Below are 19,801 nucleotides of genomic sequence, written 5' to 3' on the forward strand. Positions count from 1 at the left end.
ATTAATTACTGGGGTTTTTCATATCTATAGCTGCTGTAATTGCTATCTGGGCCCAGCTAAAAACCAGATTATCAAACCGACAACGGGGAATAATAACACCACTAATGCCCAAACAATTTTTTCAGCCGTTGACGCACTTGATTTTAAAATACTAAGAATCGCCCAAATTGCGATAATTAAATGTATAAGTCCTAAAATACCTGTAAACATAAATTCTATCCTTAAGGATTATTAATTTTATCTCAACCACGAATATATTCGTGTAATTCATCAGTTATATTAAAGCATAATACATAAACTTACTTTAGACTAAGTAGAAGTAATTGATAAAGCAAATAATTGGATTTAAAGTATACCGCTTACAAGGTGTTTGTTGTTGTGAGTGCTTAATTCAATACTAAGTAATAAGGAAGAAACTTGTCAAAAAGCTCTGCTCCTGTCAGCACTAAAGGACAAACTAGCTTATTATTCGCCGCACGCCCCAAGGCGATATGTAAACATCTCTTTGAACTGCTAGGTTTAATGGGGTTACTAGTATTAGTTCCCATGAGTGTTTCACTCGCTAGTGGTCAGTACCCAGTGACATTAGCCTATTTAGCTATCGCGATGATCTGTGCCATATGTTACGCAATTAGTCGCCGTATTAGCCGTGTAAAACAACTCCAACGTAATGAAACACTCGCTGTTGCCGCCTTAGTTTTTATATCATCTTCTTTGTTATTTACATTACCCATGTTGCAGTACGACATGTCATTTATCGATGCTTGGTTTGAAACAGTTTCAGGGGTAACAACCACAGGACTTTCAACTCTGCCCTCGGTAGAAGACAAGCCCATTGCATTTTTGTTTGCTCGTGGTTGGATGCAATGGGTTGGTGGTTTAGGTGTCATAGTGCTCGCATTAGCGATTCACACTCAACCCGGCATAGAAACAAAGATGTTTGGTGCCGATGCCGCCGATGTAGACTCGCATATTGGTGGTACTCGTGGGCATGCTAAACGTATTTTAGTGGTCTACGCTGTGCTAACGCTGATAGGCATTTTCGCCTTACTCGGCGCAGGTAGTTCGCTAATAGATGCCATAGTACACGCCATGGCTGCAGTCTCTACAGGCGGTTTTGCTAATCGTGACGATAGCTTTGCTTCATATGGCATGAGTGAGCAATGGATAGTGTCTATAATCTCCGTACTTGGTGCTATTTCATTACATCTTTATTACCGACCTACTATATCCTCACTGCGCGATAGTTTTAGAGATCCCCAACTTCGATGTCTACTCTTCCTCGTAGCTTTTGTGCCATTAGCAGTATTCGCTTTGGTTAAGTTGTCTGGTGGCGAAGCAACCATAGGTCAAGCATACTTTAATACGGTATCGGCGATTACAACTGCAGGTTTTGCATCATCTGATATATTGCCATTTGGCAGTGCTGCCATGTTGTTAATTTGTGCCTGTATGTTTGTTGGTGGCGGTATTGGTAGCACAGCAGGTGGTATAAAAATTTATCGTTTACTGGTGTTGTTTAAAGCCATGCAAATGTTTTTGCGCCGTGCAAGCAGTGGAGTTCATTCGCAGTTACATTTGCGCCTAGACGGTAAACGGGTAGACTATCTAACAATCGAGAACGTTTTAGCGATTATTTGTGGTTACTTATTTTTTCTCGTTAGCAGTTGGCTTATCTTTCTAGCTTACGACATGCCACCAATAGCATCACTTTATGAAGTAACATCAGCGCTTGGAACAGCAGGCGTTTCTAGTGGGTTAACATCAGCTGAGCTACCCACCACATTAAAACTGGTATTAATTTTCAATATGCTGCTCGGAAGAGTAGAAACTGTAGCCATTATTGTGCTGCTACTTCCAGCAACATGGATTGGTAAAAGAAGGAGTTAGACACTATGCGAATGGTAATTATAGGAGGCGGTTCTCTTGCTTCTCACTGCGCTGCAGCCTTGACTAAACGTGACCATGAAGTGGTTATCATAGAAAAAGATCAGGATAAAATTGATGTATTAAGCCAATATATCGATTGTGGTTTTATTTTAGGTGACGGTGCTAAGCCCAAATTTTTAGAAGAAGCCTGTGCAAAAAATACCGATGCCTTAATATGCTTATCTGACAGCGACACTGATAACCTACTCGCTGCACAAGTTGCGAAAACTATGGGTTTTAAAAGAGTGATTGTTAGGGTTGAAGACGACGAACTCGAACCTGTTTGTCACAACCTAAAGATGGAAGGCGTTATTTTCACTAACAAGCAACTAACAAGGGAAATTGTCAACATGAGCGAGTTGCATGATGGCATGCTCAGATCAGCATACTTAGAAGGAGAGTTGCAGTTTGTCGAGTTAACATTAGATGAAAACTGCCCTAAAACGCTCGACGAGGTTGAGCTCCCCCAACAATGCCACTTAGTAACCGTCAATACTGGCGAGAAGTGCTACATACCCGCAGATGTTAAATCATTAAACACCTGTGATAAATTATTGTTTGTAAGCCACCACGAAGATTTGGCTGAATTACGAAAGAGCTTAGGATTATCGTCAGACTCCTAATGTATTAGGTAGTAAAATAAAGCTAATTAAAGGTAAGAGCCCTCGGTATTTCCCAAGTAATTAGCTTTATTTATTGTACTACTTTATAAAATCACAATGCTTCAAAAATACATCATAAATCACTTTATCTACCTCAGTACCATAACAGCGCGTATGCATAAATTCGTTATTTTCTTCGTAAACGCTCGAGTTATAAATAATGTATTTAATTTCAGATTTTCCTTGTACCTGTGCAGGATAATTTTTTAATGTTTCAAAGCGGTTTAATCGCGTCATCATATCAGCCAAACAGACACTATCTATTTGAAATTCAGAAACATGGTGACCTATATATTCACCTTCCTTATATCCTAAAACATCAAGCTCACATTCATTTGCATATATAATAATGCCGGCAGGAGACACCACATGAATCCCAATTGATGAGTTATAGATAAAATCTTCTGGATTTTCAGTAAACATAATGCCCTTAAGAACCTAAAAATTACGCGTTTATTTTACTATTAAATTTTATGATTACCATAGGGGCATTACTTCTGAAGATCAGACACTTAGCAAAATGGAATAAAACCATTACAATGCGATAAGTTAACATCGCAATAAAGGTCATGGATTGAAACTCAGTAAAAGATTAAAGCAGATTGAACAAATGGTAAGCGGAAATTACACCCATATATGGGATTGTTGCTGTGATCACGGCTTTTTAGGGGCAAGTCTTTTGTCACGACAAGCGGCACCAAATATACACTTTGTTGACATAGTACCTCAGCTAATCACCAGCGTAGAAAATAAACTTCAACAGTTTTACAAAAATGCGACTTCACAGTGGCAAACACACTGTATTGATGTTGCAAAACTGCCGTTACATTCATACCAGGGAAAGCACTTAGTGATTATTGCCGGTGTGGGTGGTGATCTAATGAATCAATTCATTAATGACATTTGTCAAAACAATCCTAAGCTAGAAATCGATTTTTTACTGTGTCCTGTTAATCAGCAATTTGCCCTGCGTAAAAAACTTATAGCACTTAAATGCAGTTTAAAAAGCGAAGCGTTAGTGGCAGACAATCATCGCTACTATGAAGTGATATTAGCCTCGACAGAAACCGATAAAAACAAGGGAATTAACAGCGAAATAACTCACCCTATAACCCCTGTAGGAAAGTATATTTGGCAAGCAGAAAATCCTCAACAAGCACTTGTCGTTAAAAAGTATTTAGAAAAAACACTTAATCACTATAAGCGAATTAAACAAGGCGGTACCGAGAATGTTGATCACATCATAAGTGCTTATAGCCGATTAATGTAACAGCTAAAGCAGTCAGCTAATTACATAGCCTCTTATTTAGCTCAATTGCCTTTAACCTCATCTTCTGTGACTTCTACATGTTCAACGTCAACTGGCTCAAATTCAAACTCAATGCCGCCAATATGCGGTGTTAGTTTGTTGTAAACCCACATACCAAACCTCACCATTATATAACCCATAACACCCTGAAATATTGGCATAATTAAAAACATCATACTAAAGCCACTAAAGCTTACTTCGTTACCACTAGTATCTACAGCGGCAGGCGAAAACAATGCAATTAAACTGAATGGAATAACAAAAATCAATGAAGATGCCGCCATTAATATAGCAAATACCTTGGCGGTTTGGTGGCTAGAAAAACGTTTAACTTGTACTTTCATTCATGCTCTCCTTGAGCGTTATCGAGCTTTTAAAGTTACTCATTTTTATTGTTAAGATTATGCTGAAAAATAATGTTTCCTAAGTCGTATAAATATAATGACTCCCGACAAAGTACTTGTTTCCATTTGTGGCTTAGTAGACAAGAGCCTTAATGGCGGTGTTAAACAACTAAAATCGCTCTCACAAAGCCAATATATCAGCGAACCTGACCCTACTATTCACTAATGTTCTTGCCTCCACAGGTCGTTATTTCGTTAGTTTAATTATTCTTTGATATTACCATCTGAATCTATAGAAATAGTACCATCTGGTTTAGGTTTAGGTTTAGCACATGAAGTATATGTTTCAGGATAAGTGCTGCTATGAACACTTTGCAATGTTACGTTAACCAAGTCGACAAAAATATTTGTAAACAAATTACCACCCAAGATTTTTCTTGATCATGCTCAGAAAAATCAGGCAGTTTCTCCATTCTCTGACTTGAGAAGAAACACTTAATTAAATCATAATAAGTTTAATCTTCTGATAGACAGTTACTGTTTATTAATTCGATTTGCTGATGAATTTCGCTAGTGTTTTTTTCTTGCTCTGCCATGGCTAAGTCTATTTTGGCGGCAGTACACTTATCGGCTAATTCTTTATTCATTAGGTAGGTTTGATCTTGCTGTTGTTGCTTTAAACCTTCTGCGCCGCTGTATTGGTCGCGTGCTTCAGGTGGTCGTTCTTTTTGATATGGTGGTGGCTGCGTGGCGCCACAAGCAGTGAGTAAAGCCAGTAAGAAAAGAGATATACATTTATTGAACATGGTTGAAACTCCTTGTGCCTAAGGCACTGTATCACTTTATTAATTATAATTAGACTCGCGTAAATTTAGCCACACAATTTTTTTTGCTTGCTATTAATACCATAACTATCAGGTAATTATAAATATTTTAATGGTGTAATTTAATCCATACTATTTAAAAGCTGTAAAATACTTCAATACCAAATCAGTAAACTCAATATATTCTCGAGGTTTGTGTTAGTTGAGTAATTAGAACGAGTAAATTGAATAAAACGAGACTGTTAAGCCTCAATACCCCAACCATCGTTATAGCCATTGAACTTATTTGCTAGTAATTCAAATTCAGCTTCTTGTGCGATTATAGCTTCGTAACTTGGGATCATATTTACGGTGCAGTTTACATCCCAAACATTTGGCAGTTCGTCAGGCTCAATCGCTACCTGCATATCAGGTGCCTGTGCAGCTAAATGCTCAACCATAGCTTTAGCTTGTAGTTCTTGTTCAAATAACTGAAAAAACACTACCTTGTGCATTTCGCTTAAGTTAATACCTGCAGTTTGCATTTCAGCTAAAACTTGGCCTGTTTCGTCGTCGGGAAAGGTCATATTACTTACAATTTTAAAAAATCAATGCGTTATTATATACCCAAACTATTATAAACACGATAACCATACTGCTAAGATTTTTAGACGATGTTCACTCACCTTTAGGCAATGATATCTCTTTATACGTGTTTATTTTCTTGCTTGATGGCAAAAAAAAACCTTATTTTACTATGCTTACTAAACTGCAAACATTTTGCTGACAAGCCAATTCATTTGGCGAACTTACGCTTGGGCAGTTATCCATTGTAATCGTATGTGTGGCTATTTTGTTAAGTTGTGATGCACCAATAACATTACTGGCGAGTTTGCAGCTAATATTTTTAAATTTAACGGTTACCACTTGGCATTGCGCTACGGTTACACATGTTAAGTTGTTTATTAGCGAACTTTCAAACGCTTGCATTATTTCGGCATCAGTTTGCTTGGCTACAATATTGGCATTTACTTCGCTAGTTTCGCCAGTATAGGTATCAAGGTTGTTACGTTGATGTGTTTTTTTCTGCTTTAGTTGAGTCTGTTGTGCTAATTCAACTTTAAGCACCTTGGTAGATTTTTCGTTTTCAGATAATAAATAGCCTAAGCCAAGTAAAATGACCATAAAGCAAATTAACGCAAAAAGTGTAATAGCTAACCATTTTGCCATTAGACAACCTCTCTTTTAGTATTTAGTATTTAGTATTTAGTATTTAGTATTTAGTATTTAGTATTTAGCTAATATTATTACCATGAGGATAATCGAGCAACATGGTTTTAACCGCATTAGTTATTTTGTTTTGTATTTCTTGGCTATTGTCTTGTGCTTTAAAACCTAAAACGTGAACACTGCGCCAGACCGAGCGTTGACTTATGGGATCAATTATATCGAGCACTAAACTACCAGCGCTGAGTGTTTTCTCTATTTCTTTGCGCGAATTTCCCCCTGCATTTAAACAATAGCCGCAATATTTTACTTGCTGGTTGTAACGTTTAAATTCGCCCAAATCATTATTTAACAGATGATAAGCAATAACAATATCAGCATCTTTTGTGGCTTTATAACGAAAGCCATTTTCATCGAAACCCTGTTCAATCGCCAGTTCAATGTTATTTCGAATAGTACCTTTAATATTTTGTAAGTCACCAAAGGCAGAGTTGCGACCATAAGTGCTGTAACTTTCAACCGTAGAAAAATCAAAACTATCACGATAAGACGTGGTAGCAACTTGCGAAACAGAACAAGATATCAGGGTGATAAGTAATGCTAAACAGCTAAGTAATCTACAATTTATCATAATGGCTCAAACAAAAATCAATAACGCTAGGTTACCTAGCTATTGATAAATTACAACTATATGTGATTTAACAGCGCTTTATTAGTGATGAAAGCTGAGAGCTTTTTTATCAGCAAATTGACAACCATTTATATGCTACATAGTTTCAAAAAGGTGAATTCAGCGCACAAAAAAGCCAGTAACTTTACTGGCTCTTAACAAGTACCGCGTTTAATAGCTTTTATTTAACACTAACTTTAGCAAATTTACGTTTACCTACTTGGTAAATTGCCGATGTGCCAGCGCTTATAACTAGCTTATTATCCACAACTTTTTCGCCTTCAATTTTAGCAGCGCCTTGCTTTATCATTCGCATAGCTTCTGAGGTACTAGCAACTAAACCGGCATCTTTTAATAAGTTAGCGATAGCAATTTCACCATTGTCACTTATAACTTCAACTTCGGCTATATCGTCAGGCACGGCACCTTTTTGAAAACGGTTAATAAACTCTTGATGGGCAGCTTCTGCCGCGGTTTGGTCATGAAAGCGCTCAATTAACTCTTTAGCTAAGTCAATTTTTACATCTCGAGGGTTTGAACCAGCAGCAATGCTTTCTTTATAACCGTTAATTACGTCAAGCGGTTTAAAGCTTAATAGCTCGTAGTAACGCCACATTAAATCATCTGAAATAGACATGATTTTACCAAACATATCGTTTGGCGCATCAGTAATACCGATATAGTTATTGAGTGACTTCGACATTTTTTGCACACCGTCTAAGCCTTCAAGTAACGGCATCATTAAGACAGTTTGCGGACGTTGTCCTTCAGACTTTTGCAGCTCACGACCCATTAATAAATTAAATTTCTGGTCAGTTCCACCTAATTCAACATCGGCTTCTAGTGCAACAGAATCCCAACCTTGAACTAACGGATACATAAATTCATGAATGGCAATGGCTTGGCCGCCGTTGTAGCGCTTTTTAAAATCGTCTCGCTCCATCATACGTGCAACGGTTTGGCGTGACGCAAGTTTTAGCATGCCGGCAGCACCTAGTTTTTCCATCCACGTCGAATTAAAAGCAACAGTGGTTTTTGCTGGGTCTAAAATTTTAAACACTTGCTCTTTATAGGTTTCAGCGTTTGCTAACACATCTTCTCTCGTCAGCGGTTTACGCGTAACGTTTTTACCGCTTGGGTCGCCAATCATGCCGGTAAAGTCACCAATTAAGAAAATAACCTCATGGCCTTGTTGCTGAAATTGGCGTAATTTGTTGATTAAAACAGTGTGACCAAAATGCAAGTCTGGTGCTGTAGGATCAAAGCCCGCTTTGATTTTAAGTGGCTTACCTTTTTTAAGCTTTTCCAACAGTTCATCTTCTAACAGAATTTCTTCCGCACCGCGTTTTATTTCTTCAAACGCTTGGCTTACATCTGACATTTACTAGGCTCCAACAAAGGTGTTTTTTTTAAAATAAAAATAATTATTGCCGAATTCTACTGTAATTTTAACTGTGGTGAAAACCCTATCATTGTTTAGGATGATATTATTTTGTTATAGTAGACGATAGTTTTCGTATTAAAATTTCTTTTATAGGTCTTAGCTTTTTGAAAAATATAAAAAATTTATATTTTGCCTTACCAAAACAGCACCAAATAATTATTACGTCATGTGCTGCGATAGTGCTGATTTTATTCATGGTACCGTTAGAAAGTAGTAAGCAAGTATCGCCAACAAATAGTAATGGCGAATTTAAAGTAGGTGAACGTTATCAAGTTGCAATGCCTGAGCAAAGCAACGATGTAGAAGCTACTAGTAATATTCAACTGCCCGTTCCGCCGATTGAGGTATTAAAAATCAATCAAGGGCCTGCTCCTGATTTACCGAGTAATATTGAAGAAGATGCAGCTCAATTATCGTGGCAATCGGTTAAAGTTAGAAGTGGTGATTCATTAGCAAAAATATTCAAACGTAATGGCTTAAACGCGACTACAACGCATAACGTTATCACGGCAAAAGGTGAAGAAAGCGATTTACTGAAAAAGCTCAACGTTGGCGACATTATACGCATCGGTAAAGACACTGATGGTAACTTGGTGTCACTTGAATATCCGTTGTCAAAAAATGAAACTTTATTTGTTAATTTGCAAAACCAGCAGTATCACGCCTACAAAGAAAGCAAAACGGTAGAAATACGTGAAGCTATTGCACACGGCACCATTACATCAAACTTTTGGAATGCTGCTTCAACTGCAGGGTTAAATGATGGTCAGATTATCAGTTTGGCAAATGTATTTGGCTGGGATATAGATTTCGCAATGGATATTCGTGAAGGTGATAGCTTCAATGTAATTTACGAAAATCAATATGTTGAAGGTGATTTTATCGGTACTGGAAAAATAGTAGCCGCTGAGTTTATTAACCAAGGTGAATCTTTTACTGCCATTCGCTTTACCGACGACGAATACTATTCACCTAAAGGTAATAGCATGCGTAAAGCATTTTTACGTGCGCCAGTCAGTTTTCGCTATATTAGCTCAAACTTTAAACGTAAACGTTTCCACCCTATTCAAAAACGCTGGAAATCACATAACGGCACCGATTATTCGGCTAAAAAGGGTACGCCTGTTGTTGCGGCTGGTAATGGTAGAGTTACCCATTCAACCTACAATAAATACAATGGTAATTACGTATTTATTCAGCACGGAAATGGTATTGTGACTAAGTATTTGCACTTTTCTAAACGTGCAGTTAAAGCCGGTGAGCGGGTAAAACAAGGCCAAGTCATTGGTTATGTTGGCTCAACAGGTATGTCAGAAGCACCACATTTACATTATGAATTTTTACTGAATGGCGTGCACCGTAACCCTAGAACAGTAAAGCTACCAGATGCTAAACCTATTAGTAGTAAATTTAAGCAAAAGTTTGATGCGGTAGCGGCTCAACGCCTTGCCGAACTTTCAAGTTCACGACAAGTGATGCTGAGTACTCAATCTAATTAGAAAAGCGCGGATTAATATGAGTAATAACGTGAGTCATAACACAAGTAATAAAGTACGCTACATCGGCCTAATGTCAGGCACCAGTGCCGATGGTATTGATCTAGCGTTAGTTGAGTTTGACAATAACCAGTCTCAATACGCCAATGGTGCCAACTTACTCGCCAGTTATTATCAAGCTTATGATCATAATACTCAGCAAAATATAATGCGTTTATATAACGCCAGCGCTAATGAAATTGACCATGCTGGCAGTCTCAACATTGAGTTAGCACAACAGTTTTCACACGCTATTTTAAAGTTTTTACAACAAGAAAATTTAACGGCTTCAGACATCACCGCCATAGGTTGTCATGGGCAAACTATTCGCCATCGCCCAGTTAAAAACGAGCAGATAACAACGCCTTTTACTTTGCAAATAGGTTGTTTACAAACCTTAGCGTTATTAACAGGTATTCGTGTGGTGGGCGACTTTAGAACCAAGGATATTGCCTTAGGCGGCCAAGGTGCACCATTAGTTCCCGCCTTTCATCAAGCCATATTTGGTTCTGCTGAAAAAGATGTGTTTGTGGTTAACATTGGCGGTATTGCTAATATTACTTTTCTTCCTGCAAACGCGCCGCATAAAACCACAGGTTTTGACACCGGGCCCTGGTAATGCGTTAATGGATTATTGGTTTTCTCAACATCAATCAGGTCGATTTGACACTAAAGGCCAATGGGCTAATTCAGGTACGATTTGTCCTGATTTATTACAAGCAATGTTAAGCGATAGTTACTTCACTCAACCGGCACCTAAAAGTACTGGTCGAGAGTATTTTAATGCACAATGGTTAGCCGAATTTACCGATAAAAGCACACTAACACCTGCTGATATTCAAGCAACATTAACGGCATTAACCGCTGACAGTATTGCACAAGAAATCACTAAACTAAGTACGAAATCTGACGTATACATTTGTGGTGGTGGCATTGAGAATCACTACTTGGTTTCACTTTTAAATCATAAGCTTACCAACCATTCAATAGTGAATACTCATACAAAAAACATTAATAGTGATTCACTTGAGGCAATGGCATTTGCCTGGTTGGCCTTAGCATTTGATAAAAATATTTTCGGCAACATTCCAGCAGTAACAGGGGCTAGCAAGTCGACTGTTTTAGGGATCAGTACCAAGCCTTAAAAATAACTAGATCTGAATATTTTTCTCTTTATAATAAAACGTTCCCGTCGAAAAAGAAGCACGTTAGCTGTAGAATATTTGAACTATTTTCAGAATAGATATTCCAAGTAATAACAGAGTTTGCTTAATCGAAAGCACGGTTCGATTTTCGACAATAAACGAGGAGGAAACGATGGAATTTAACGATATACATATTGGTATGAAATGCGGCAGTAAAAAAGGTAGCGGCACGGTCACTTGGATCGATGGTTCAACTCGCACTATTTACATGGCAAATACTGATAGTAACAACAGTTTTGAAGTCGACTTTGAAGAGATTCTTGAAGATCCTCAAGCGCACAACAAAGAAGATACTTACTACTAAGTTTTCTATTCGGCTTAGATAGTAATGAAAAGCTCCTAAGGGAGCTTTTTTATTGCCAACTTTTTATTCATTTCAATATTCGCCTGCTATAGTTTATTAATAACGTACAACACTGTATGTGATCTATAAATTAACATTGTCGGTATAACTAATATCCTCACTTACTAATATCGTTATTGGCTAATACCTTTGGATAGTCGTTTAATATCTCGGCAAAGCTCCAACTAAACACGCACCAATATTTATCTCTGGGTAAAGGAAGTATGACGAGTGACAAATTAGATCTTATACAAATAAGGAGCAATAATGAACATTTTAATTACGGGTGGTAGTGGCCTGATTGGGCAAGCACTGATCCAACATTTAAATACTGAACGCATTATTGTGCTAACGCGAAGTACTGATAGAACAGCAAAATTATTGCCTGATAATATTGAATTAGTCACAACGCTTGACGATGTAAACTTTAATGATCTTGATGTAGTGGTAAATTTAGCTGGTGAAGCTATTGTTGATAAAAGATGGACAAGCAAACAAAAGGATATTATTTGCCAGAGCCGTTGGCAAATAACTCAAAGCTTGGTTGATAAAGTTCAACAAGCGATTAAGCCACCTCACAGCTTTATTTCAGGCAGCGCGATTGGTTTTTATGGTCGACAAGGGGCTTTATCAATCGATGAGAGCTATCAAGATATACATGAGGAGTTTAGTCATTATGTATGTCAGAAGTGGGAAGCTATAGCACAGCAGGCTCAATCAGAGACAACACGTGTTTGCTTAATACGAACCGGGATAGTTTTAGCCAACAACGGCGGTGCTTTACAAAAAATGTTACCGCCATTTGCACTCGGTCTAGGTGGTCCCATTGCTAGCGGCGAGCAGTTTATGTCATGGATACATATTGATGACATGGTGGCGGTTCTATTAGCCGCTATCTACCAAACTGATATTTCTGGACCGATTAACGCGACAGCCCCTATGCCAGTTACTAATCAAGAATTTTCAAAAACCTTAAGCAAAGTGCTTAACCGACCTTGTATATTTAGAGTTCCTGCTTTTATATTAAAAATATTAATGGGAGAGTCAGCAGATTTAGTGTTATATGGCCAAAATGTTTTGCCCGCGAAATTGCTTAATCATCAGTTTAAATTTCAATATCCAACTTTACAGTCAGCCTTAAAACAGCTATTAATTAAGCCATAGATACTAAACCTTAGGTAATCACTTGAAAGCAGAGTTTCTTCCTCACGGAAAATGCAGTTTTGCTGTAGAAGATAACATTATTTCCATAGATGCCACGGGCCCATGGAATTTAGAGTTCTTTAAAAAAATGCACGCCGATCTAACAAGCATTATTATAAACGATGTTGATTCCCAAAATTTTGCAGTTTTACTTATATTGAGAGGCCTGCCATTAGCAACAAAAAACGCTTTAGACTATCATGTAAAATTTGTTAGTACTGGACAAACAAAAGCATTGGCAATCTATTCTAGCTTGAGTGAATCGCCAGCTATAGCCGAAAATATTTTTCAAAAAGCTTATTATCAAGCAGGACTAAAAAGCAAAAGCTTTGATTCTCCTGATGCAGCAAAAAAATGGTTAACAAGCCAATTAACTTAGTTTTATGAATAGACTAACTTACCACTATGTTGCTTTTTCCTCTTTAACACTAAAGGGTTTTTGCTAACTTATTATTTACGGTTAATAAACATAAACCAAAGAGAATAATGAACTTATAAAATCAAAAAAGGTGAGCACAAGCTCACCTTTTTTACATTCTATATTTAACTTTACAGCTATTAATTAACTAGAAATTAAAATGGTATATCGTCATCAAAATCAATCGTTGGTTCTTGTGGGTTTACTTTTGGTGCATTCTGTTGAAAACCACCTGATTGCTGCCCAAATCCACCAGACTGCGAAGGCGCTGACTGCTGCTGATATCCACCAGATTGTTGAGAGTTTGAGTTTGATTGCTGCGGTGCTGGTTGTTGATAACCTCCAGACTGTTGCGCAGGTTTGTTATAAGCTTGTTGAGGCGCTGCTTGCTGATTAAATCCACTACTTTGTTGTGGAGCTGGGGCTTGCTGCTGGAAACCACCTGATTGTTGAGGTGCTTGTTGATTGAATCCGCCTGCACCTGCACCGCTACCACCACGAGAATCTAACATTTGCATTGTGCCGTTAAAACCTTGAACGACTATCTCAGTTGTATATTGATCTTGGCCTTGTTGGTTTTGCCACTTACGTGTTTGCAAAGCACCTTCAATATAAACTTTAGAGCCTTTCTTTAAATATTCGCCAGCGATTTCGGCTAATTTACCGAACATAACTACACGGTGCCATTCAGTTTTTTCTTTTTGTTCACCCGTTTGCTTGTCTTTCCAACTTTCAGAAGTTGCAATAGTAAGGTTAGCAACCCCACCACCGTTAGGCATAAAACGCACTTCAGGGTCTTTCCCTAAGTTACCTAAAATAATTACTTTATTGACACCAGCCATGAACAAAATCCTATATTTACAGTAAAGTCATACTTTACTTATTTAACACTACCTAAGCGTCAGCTCGCTTAGAATATTTATTTTTAATAACAATATCCAGATTCTATCACTACGGGTAAAAAATTACGCTAGATTTACACGATTTTTTCTGAAATATTTTATCACTAGGGTCTGAATTACTGCTTATCATTATCTCTATGTTTAAGCAGAAACTTGGGTCTATTCCCCAGTTATCGACATGTGAGAATTAAGACCAATATTAGCCTTTATAATTCAATAAAATGGGCTTTCATACATTCGATTGTTGTTGCAGAAATTTTTTGAGATTTTTTAGCTTGGTGATCAAAGTGCACCATAACAGCAGTGCCCGACGCACACTTTTTATCGGCTTGCCACGCTTCTTGATAAACATCAAACGAGCTATTGCCTATACGACTAATAAAAGTTTTTAATTCTACTTTAGCACCGTATTGCAATTCAGCATGAAACTCAACGGTGGTTTTAGCCAAAATTAACTTCCAGTTACTTAAGCTTAAATCTGGTGTAAACCATTCAAAAACAGGGTCTCTTGCACCCTCAAACCACTGTGCAACTACCGTGTTATTAATATGTCCTAAACCGTCAGTTTCGCAAAACCTTGGTTTTATACTTTCATTTATCATTCTGATTCTCTATATCATTTTTGCAATATATGTCTTGATATACGGTGGTTTTCGCCGATATAAAAACACGTTAAAATAATTTTTATTTCAACATTCTACAGAGATTTTTCAACAAGGTAATTAAATTAGTAGCGGTTTGTTGTATGCTTAGCTCAGATTAATAATAAGAATGTGACCATGACCGACTTTATAGAAGTATACCCTAACGCACTCAGCCCAGAGTTTTGCTCAAAATTTATTAAAGATTTCGATAAAAGCAAGCATAAAGTAGCAGGGAGAACGGGTGGTGGTGTCGACACCACTAAAAAGCTCAGCCAAGATATATATCTGAACCAACATGCAGAATTTCAGCCTGCCTTGCAAACCATTTTACGTGCTTGTGGCGACCAGATCACTGACTATATTAGCAAATATTTTTTTAGTTTAATTGGTGGCATTTCATTAACGGTACAGCACCCTAAAACTAAGCAACCCGTAGTACTCACAGTCGATAATTTCGAAGAAGTAGGCAAGCCAAATTTATTTAATTTAATAAAATATTTATTTAATTTAGCCCCTGTTAACGCGCAAAGTTATGAGCAAGGCAAGGGTAATTATGGTTATTGGCACTCAGAAATATACCCACAATTAGGTGATAATAAGGCACTGCATAGAGTACTTCTTTTTATTATTTACTTAAATGATGTAGAAGAAGGCGGTGAAACAGAGTTTTACTATCAAAATAAAATTATTAAGCCCAAAGCTGGCAGCATGATTATTGCTCCTTGTGGTTTCACTCATACACATCGAGGCAATATACCTGTCTCATCGAATAAATACGTGCTAACGTCTTGGATGAGTTATAACCCAGCACAACAAATATACACGGCGAGTTAATATAATAATTGAACTGCTTTTATACTTGGCTATAGTTAACGTTTTACAAAAAACAGCTTTCAGAAAAAATAAGCAGCTAAATATACAATAATGGGACTAAATTAATATTTTATGGATAAAATACTTATAGTTATTGCTGTCTTTTTTAGTAGCCAAAGCTTTGCTTCACATCCCTTACCTGTATTAACTGTCGCCAGTGAAGAGTGGCAAGAATATACCAATATTGATGGTACTGGCACATACTGGGATATTATTCGTGAAGTGTATGGCGAACATTATCAATTAGAGTTTATATCTACTAGTTGGAGTCGCGCCATTAACCTGGTCGAAACTGGACGTGCTGATGTTCTTGTCGGCACTTATAAAGATACCAGTCGACAGCTTATTTTCCCACAGCATCATTTAGACATTGAATACCCTCTATATGCAATTTTCGATGAGAACATACAAAGTATTAACAAAGCAGATGACCTAGCTGGGCTCATTGTTGCGGGAAAAAAAGATTATGCTTTGGAGCGGTTTTTACCAAGTACTAGTCGTTTTTATGGTGTCGAGTACATCGATAATATTACAAGACTTATTGATAAAAAGCGTGTTGATGTCGCCGTTACTTATCTTACTAATTTATCTTTAGCAGATCCTGAAAACCGTTTTAGTCATCAAATAATAGGGAAAGAAGAACATTTATATTTAGCCTTTACGGATTCAAAAAAAGGTAAAAAGCTGCAAAAAACTTATGATAAAAAAATTATCAAATTAGTGAAAGATAATAAATTACAGCAGTACTTTATCAGTGAAGCAGAATATCAACATGCTCAATACGACACTTTGTTGTCTAAACCGAAAAAAATTCTAGCGTTAAAATAAACATATCAACAATAAAAAAGCATAATGGTGTCATTATGCTTTTACTTTAAGTCTTTAAAATTAATCTATATTATATTGACGATCGTGTAGCTATAGAAAGCGTTTCAATAACCTGTCTATTTGTGTCATACGTAAACGTTTTAATAATTTACGAGGCTTATCTGGATAATTATGCACGCTTTCAATGTCAGCTATATTATGAATAACTTTTGTGTGTTCGGTAATGCGTTTAAATTCGGCATTGAATTTATCCGCTAACTGGCCTTTTTCGTCGTCGAGCAAAATACCATTTTCTAAATCAAGCGACCACGCACGCGGATTTAAGTTACTTCCTGTTAATAGGTGATAGCGATTATCTGCGACTATACCTTTCAAATGAAAGCTGTTTGAACCGTCCTGCCACAACCTTAGTGACAAGTTACCATTGTCGAGGTGCTTTTGACGTCGAGATAAGAAACTCACCAGCAAGCGCTCATAAATATAAGGCACAATTTCAACCGTTGAAAAGGTTGTTTCATCCGCATTATAAAAGTCGTTAGCTTTTTTATCTCCCACTGTTAAAGTCACTTTAACACCTCGTTTTAGTGCGGCATCTAAGTCTCTTAGCAAAGGTTTGGGTAGGTTAAAATAAGGTGTGAAAATAATTAATGATTCTTGGCTATTACGAACTAAGTCTCTGATCACACGATTCAGTTGATTACCTCTTCGGCCACAACCAACAAACATAGACGCTTGTATTTCAGCAGAGTTACTGACACGTTTATTTGTGCTTAACAGTTTATATTTTGCAACTTTTAATAGCTTAGTTAAACGAATGATTTTTCGTTTTATTTTTTTTGCACTGGGCACTTCACCCTGATTTAACAGAGGTGCCAATGCTGAATCAATAAAGCAGCGGTTGAGGTATTCACAAAAATTATCCGCTAATGCCTGACTGTTTAGGCGATAATAGCGATCAAGACGATAACGCTCAGTTTGCTGTAAATAAACATCATTAATACTGGCTCCGGTGTAAAGTAAAACATTGTCGATTACCATTCCTTTCAAATGTAAAACGCCAAGCAATTCTTTCCGTTTAACTGGCACGCCATAAATTTTAATAGAGACTTGATGTTGCTGTTCAAGCGCTAAATAAAGATCTCGATTTCCGCCAGATTCTTTATCTCCAATCAAACCACGTTGCGCTCGATGGAAATCTACAAACAAGCAAATATCTAACGCAGGGGTTTGTTGTTTAGCTTGGTATAAGGCAGCCAATATTTCTCTGCCTGCAGTATCGTCTTGAATATAAAGCGCAGAAATATAGATACGAGAAGTCGCTTGGGCAATTTCTGCCAATAGCAATTGCTTAAAATCAGCAGCAGTATTAGCAATATCGATATCTGTGGCAGCTATGCCAACCATAGAATTAACGGCAACCATATTAACGGTTGCCCGCGTGCGAGATAGAAAATTTATATGTTTTATTATTATTCATTCAGTCTAGGTAATTATTTTTTCAGAGTAAACTGCGCTAATTGTACCGCAAGATCCTCTGCAAGTTGAGAAATATTAGCTCCCGCATTGGCAGCGTCTTCAGCAGACTGTAACAAACTATCAGTACTTTCAGCAATATCATGGGTATTTCCTGTGATACCAACCACCATATTACGTTGTTGTTCTACCGCATTTGATATTTCAGTTGTCGCGGCAACTATTTCGGTAACGCTTTGACTTACCTGTTGAAAGGTATCAGCGACTTGCGCTGTTTTTTCAACACCTTGTTCAGCTTGTTCAACACCGTTTTTCATCGCTTCAACTGACCGACTGGTACCTAATTGCAATTGCTCAATAATTCGTTGAATTTCGCTCGTAGAGTCTTGCGTTCTACTTGCTAACGTTCGAACTTCATCAGCAACTACGGCAAAACCTCGACCTTGCTCACCTGCTCGTGCAGCTTCTATTGCGGCATTTAAGGCCAGTAAGTTAGTTTGATCTGCTATCTCTCTGATCACATTAACAAACTTACCAATATCTGTACTATGTTCCGCAAGTTCATTAATAATTTCAGCGGAAGAATGTACTTGAGAAGAGATAGCGGTGATCACACTTGCAGTATCACTAATAACTTGTTCACCGTGATTAACACTGGTGTACGCATGTTCGGTCAGGGTTTTGGCATCAGCGGTATTTGATGAAATTATTTGCACAGAATCATTAACTTGATTGATAGAACTGGCAACTTGATGAGTATCTTGTTGCTGTTGAGCGATATTTTTCTCCATCGCATCGGTTAGGCTATTGATATTAGCTGCTGCCGATTTTAGTACTGATACATCATTAGCGACACGCGATAATAGCGTATGAATTTTATGCTGCATTTGGCTAAAACGACGAGCAATATCACCAAGCTCATCTTTAGCACTACTGACAATATCAAATGAAAAATCACCATTACCTAATCGTTCTGCCGCTAAATTTATTTTGTTAACATTTTCACTTAATGATTGATAAATACCCACCAATAAATAACTGATCGCCAACATAATTATCACAAGTATGCTCGACAATAACCACAGTGCCTGCATGCTACTATCTTTTAAGTTTTGAATTCGCTCAACTAACAGTTGATCTGACAAAACCATTAAATTTTGCTGATTTTTGTATTGCGCATCACCTAAACTTTCTGCTTGAGCGGCACGCCATTGAATGCTGTCGGGATTAATAACGTCTCTGCGCAGTGATGTTTGAAAATTGTCTACCGACTGGTTTACTTCATCATATCGCGCTAAATAGTCATTAAACATATCAGGAGCAACACGTTTGAGTTGCTCAATGGTTTTTGCGTACTGCAGCTGTAATTCGTCTAGACGATTATCTAAAGCTACTAGCCGCGTATATGTTTCAGCACTGAAACCGCCACTATTTATAATGCTGCGCGTTAAATCTTTAATCCTACCAATGTATTCAACTAAAGCGGGCATTCTTATCAACGCGGCTTCAGCAAGATAAAAAGCTTGTGGATCCGGTTCTCTCGACAAACCACTTACTGCAGCTAAGTTTTCTCTTTCGGCAAACGTTTTATCGTAAAACATTGAAAAATCATTAAAACTTCTCTCGCTTTTTTGTAAGTTTTGCCAACCATCAAGCAGTGTTTGTTTATTGTTTTCGGCTAGGGTCAGTTGCTCGATTTGACTGGTAATAGCATTACTACCAGATAGCGTTAAACGATTATCCCCAACCGCTTGCTCGAGCTCAATGATGGCTGTTATCTGAGTGTTGCCCAATAATTCTTGTTGATATTGACTTAGATCGTGAAATTGTTGTTTTACAATCCAGATGAAACTGGCAATCAGTGGTAGGTAAAACATGAAGGCTAAAAGCGAGAATTTAGCTTTAAATCTTAGTGAGTTCGAAATAGCAATTGCGGGTTTGAATATTAGCGTCATAGTCACTCTTATCATTGATTATCTACAAAATGCT

At 37.5% G+C, this 19,801-nt stretch carries 24 protein-coding genes; 11 read left to right on the forward strand and 13 right to left on the reverse strand.

The window, feature by feature from the left end:
• Window positions 1-42: 42 nt before the first annotated feature.
• Complete coding sequence (locus DBO93_RS17075) at window positions 43-210, reverse strand: PLD nuclease N-terminal domain-containing protein (RefSeq protein ID WP_108457398.1); 168 nt, start codon at window positions 208-210, stop codon at window positions 43-45.
• Between the two features lie 207 nt (window positions 211-417).
• Here DBO93_RS17075 and DBO93_RS17080 point away from each other — a divergent pair, with 207 nt between their 5' ends.
• Window positions 418-1,890: a TrkH family potassium uptake protein gene (locus DBO93_RS17080; protein WP_108457399.1), complete on the forward strand. Its 1,473-nt coding sequence runs from the start codon at window positions 418-420 to the stop codon at window positions 1,888-1,890.
• A gap of 5 nt (window positions 1,891-1,895) precedes the next feature.
• Window positions 1,896-2,552 carry a TrkA family potassium uptake protein gene (locus tag DBO93_RS17085; protein ID WP_108457400.1) on the forward strand — a complete coding sequence of 219 codons (657 nt, stop codon included), beginning with the start codon at window positions 1,896-1,898 and terminating at the stop codon, window positions 2,550-2,552.
• 78 nt (window positions 2,553-2,630) lie between these two features.
• On the opposite strand, the gene DBO93_RS17090 is transcribed toward DBO93_RS17085, so the two are convergent.
• The gene (locus DBO93_RS17090; RefSeq protein WP_108457401.1) at window positions 2,631-3,014 is read right to left on the reverse strand and encodes a PAS domain-containing protein; all 384 of its coding nucleotides are present in this window, start codon (window positions 3,012-3,014) and stop codon (window positions 2,631-2,633) included.
• Window positions 3,015-3,165: 151 nt separating this feature from the next.
• Here DBO93_RS17090 and DBO93_RS17095 point away from each other — a divergent pair, with 151 nt between their 5' ends.
• Complete coding sequence (locus DBO93_RS17095) at window positions 3,166-3,861, forward strand: tRNA (adenine(22)-N(1))-methyltransferase TrmK (RefSeq protein WP_108457402.1); 696 nt, start codon at window positions 3,166-3,168, stop codon at window positions 3,859-3,861.
• Window positions 3,862-3,902: 41 nt separating this feature from the next.
• On the opposite strand, the gene DBO93_RS17100 is transcribed toward DBO93_RS17095, so the two are convergent.
• The 7 genes from DBO93_RS17100 to tyrS all read right to left on the reverse strand — a co-directional run bounded on the left by DBO93_RS17100 (window position 3,903) and on the right by tyrS (window position 8,325).
• Window positions 3,903-4,244, reverse strand: coding sequence for a hypothetical protein (locus DBO93_RS17100; protein ID WP_108457403.1), 342 nt, complete (start codon window positions 4,242-4,244; stop codon window positions 3,903-3,905).
• Window positions 4,245-4,508: 264 nt separating this feature from the next.
• Window positions 4,509-4,661 (reverse strand): hypothetical protein, encoded by a 153-nt coding sequence (locus tag DBO93_RS18725; protein ID WP_162533818.1) that lies wholly within the window; start codon window positions 4,659-4,661, stop codon window positions 4,509-4,511.
• 98 nt (window positions 4,662-4,759) lie between these two features.
• Window positions 4,760-5,050, reverse strand: coding sequence for a hypothetical protein (locus tag DBO93_RS17105; RefSeq protein ID WP_108457404.1), 291 nt, complete (start codon window positions 5,048-5,050; stop codon window positions 4,760-4,762).
• A gap of 260 nt (window positions 5,051-5,310) precedes the next feature.
• Complete coding sequence (locus DBO93_RS17110) at window positions 5,311-5,634, reverse strand: ribonuclease E inhibitor RraB (RefSeq protein WP_108457405.1); 324 nt, start codon at window positions 5,632-5,634, stop codon at window positions 5,311-5,313.
• Window positions 5,635-5,794: 160 nt separating this feature from the next.
• Window positions 5,795-6,277: a hypothetical protein gene (locus tag DBO93_RS17115; protein WP_108457406.1), complete on the reverse strand. Its 483-nt coding sequence runs from the start codon at window positions 6,275-6,277 to the stop codon at window positions 5,795-5,797.
• A gap of 64 nt (window positions 6,278-6,341) precedes the next feature.
• Window positions 6,342-6,905 (reverse strand): DUF4136 domain-containing protein, encoded by a 564-nt coding sequence (locus DBO93_RS17120; protein ID WP_108457407.1) that lies wholly within the window; start codon window positions 6,903-6,905, stop codon window positions 6,342-6,344.
• 220 nt (window positions 6,906-7,125) lie between these two features.
• The gene (gene tyrS, locus DBO93_RS17125; protein ID WP_108457408.1) at window positions 7,126-8,325 is read right to left on the reverse strand and encodes a tyrosine--tRNA ligase; all 1,200 of its coding nucleotides are present in this window, start codon (window positions 8,323-8,325) and stop codon (window positions 7,126-7,128) included.
• A 167-nt stretch (window positions 8,326-8,492) separates the two neighbouring features.
• Here tyrS and DBO93_RS17130 point away from each other — a divergent pair, with 167 nt between their 5' ends.
• The 6 genes from DBO93_RS17130 (at window position 8,493) to DBO93_RS17150 (ending at window position 13,053) form a co-directional block, all read left to right on the forward strand.
• Window positions 8,493-9,887: a peptidoglycan DD-metalloendopeptidase family protein gene (locus DBO93_RS17130; RefSeq protein WP_239059031.1), complete on the forward strand. Its 1,395-nt coding sequence runs from the start codon at window positions 8,493-8,495 to the stop codon at window positions 9,885-9,887.
• A 16-nt stretch (window positions 9,888-9,903) separates the two neighbouring features.
• A complete protein-coding gene (locus DBO93_RS19150; protein WP_275403657.1) occupies window positions 9,904-10,542 on the forward strand; it encodes an anhydro-N-acetylmuramic acid kinase in 639 nt (212 codons plus the stop codon).
• A gap of 7 nt (window positions 10,543-10,549) precedes the next feature.
• Complete coding sequence (locus DBO93_RS19155; RefSeq protein ID WP_275403658.1) at window positions 10,550-11,068, forward strand: anhydro-N-acetylmuramic acid kinase; 519 nt, start codon at window positions 10,550-10,552, stop codon at window positions 11,066-11,068.
• 172 nt (window positions 11,069-11,240) lie between these two features.
• Window positions 11,241-11,432: a hypothetical protein gene (locus tag DBO93_RS17140; RefSeq protein ID WP_108457410.1), complete on the forward strand. Its 192-nt coding sequence runs from the start codon at window positions 11,241-11,243 to the stop codon at window positions 11,430-11,432.
• 306 nt (window positions 11,433-11,738) lie between these two features.
• A complete protein-coding gene (locus DBO93_RS17145) occupies window positions 11,739-12,635 on the forward strand; it encodes a TIGR01777 family oxidoreductase (protein ID WP_108457411.1) in 897 nt (298 codons plus the stop codon).
• Window positions 12,636-12,657: 22 nt separating this feature from the next.
• A complete protein-coding gene (locus DBO93_RS17150; protein ID WP_108457412.1) occupies window positions 12,658-13,053 on the forward strand; it encodes a hypothetical protein in 396 nt (131 codons plus the stop codon).
• 194 nt (window positions 13,054-13,247) lie between these two features.
• On the opposite strand, the gene ssb is transcribed toward DBO93_RS17150, so the two are convergent.
• Together ssb and DBO93_RS17160 are read right to left on the reverse strand one after the other, a co-directional pair.
• On the reverse strand, window positions 13,248-13,940 hold the full coding sequence (ssb, locus tag DBO93_RS17155; RefSeq protein WP_108457413.1) for a single-stranded DNA-binding protein: 693 nt from the start codon (window positions 13,938-13,940) through the stop codon (window positions 13,248-13,250).
• Between the two features lie 260 nt (window positions 13,941-14,200).
• Complete coding sequence (locus DBO93_RS17160) at window positions 14,201-14,596, reverse strand: thioesterase family protein (protein WP_108457414.1); 396 nt, start codon at window positions 14,594-14,596, stop codon at window positions 14,201-14,203.
• Between the two features lie 177 nt (window positions 14,597-14,773).
• On the opposite strand from DBO93_RS17160, the gene DBO93_RS17165 reads away from it, so the two are divergent.
• Both DBO93_RS17165 and DBO93_RS17170 read left to right on the forward strand, forming a co-directional pair.
• Window positions 14,774-15,472, forward strand: a complete 699-nt coding sequence (locus DBO93_RS17165) for a 2OG-Fe(II) oxygenase (RefSeq protein WP_108457415.1) — start codon at window positions 14,774-14,776, stop codon at window positions 15,470-15,472.
• 111 nt (window positions 15,473-15,583) lie between these two features.
• Window positions 15,584-16,339: a transporter substrate-binding domain-containing protein gene (locus tag DBO93_RS17170; protein WP_108457416.1), complete on the forward strand. Its 756-nt coding sequence runs from the start codon at window positions 15,584-15,586 to the stop codon at window positions 16,337-16,339.
• 90 nt (window positions 16,340-16,429) lie between these two features.
• Here DBO93_RS17170 and pssA read toward each other — a convergent pair whose 3' ends face one another.
• Window positions 16,430-17,761 (reverse strand): CDP-diacylglycerol--serine O-phosphatidyltransferase, encoded by a 1,332-nt coding sequence (gene pssA / locus DBO93_RS17175; protein WP_108457417.1) that lies wholly within the window; start codon window positions 17,759-17,761, stop codon window positions 16,430-16,432.
• A 68-nt stretch (window positions 17,762-17,829) separates the two neighbouring features.
• The gene (locus tag DBO93_RS17180; protein WP_162533819.1) at window positions 17,830-19,767 is read right to left on the reverse strand and encodes a methyl-accepting chemotaxis protein; all 1,938 of its coding nucleotides are present in this window, start codon (window positions 19,765-19,767) and stop codon (window positions 17,830-17,832) included.
• Window positions 19,768-19,801 lie beyond the last annotated feature (34 nt).

The organism is Colwellia sp. Arc7-D (assembly GCF_003061515.1).
Taxonomy (GTDB): Bacteria; Pseudomonadota; Gammaproteobacteria; order Enterobacterales; family Alteromonadaceae; genus Cognaticolwellia.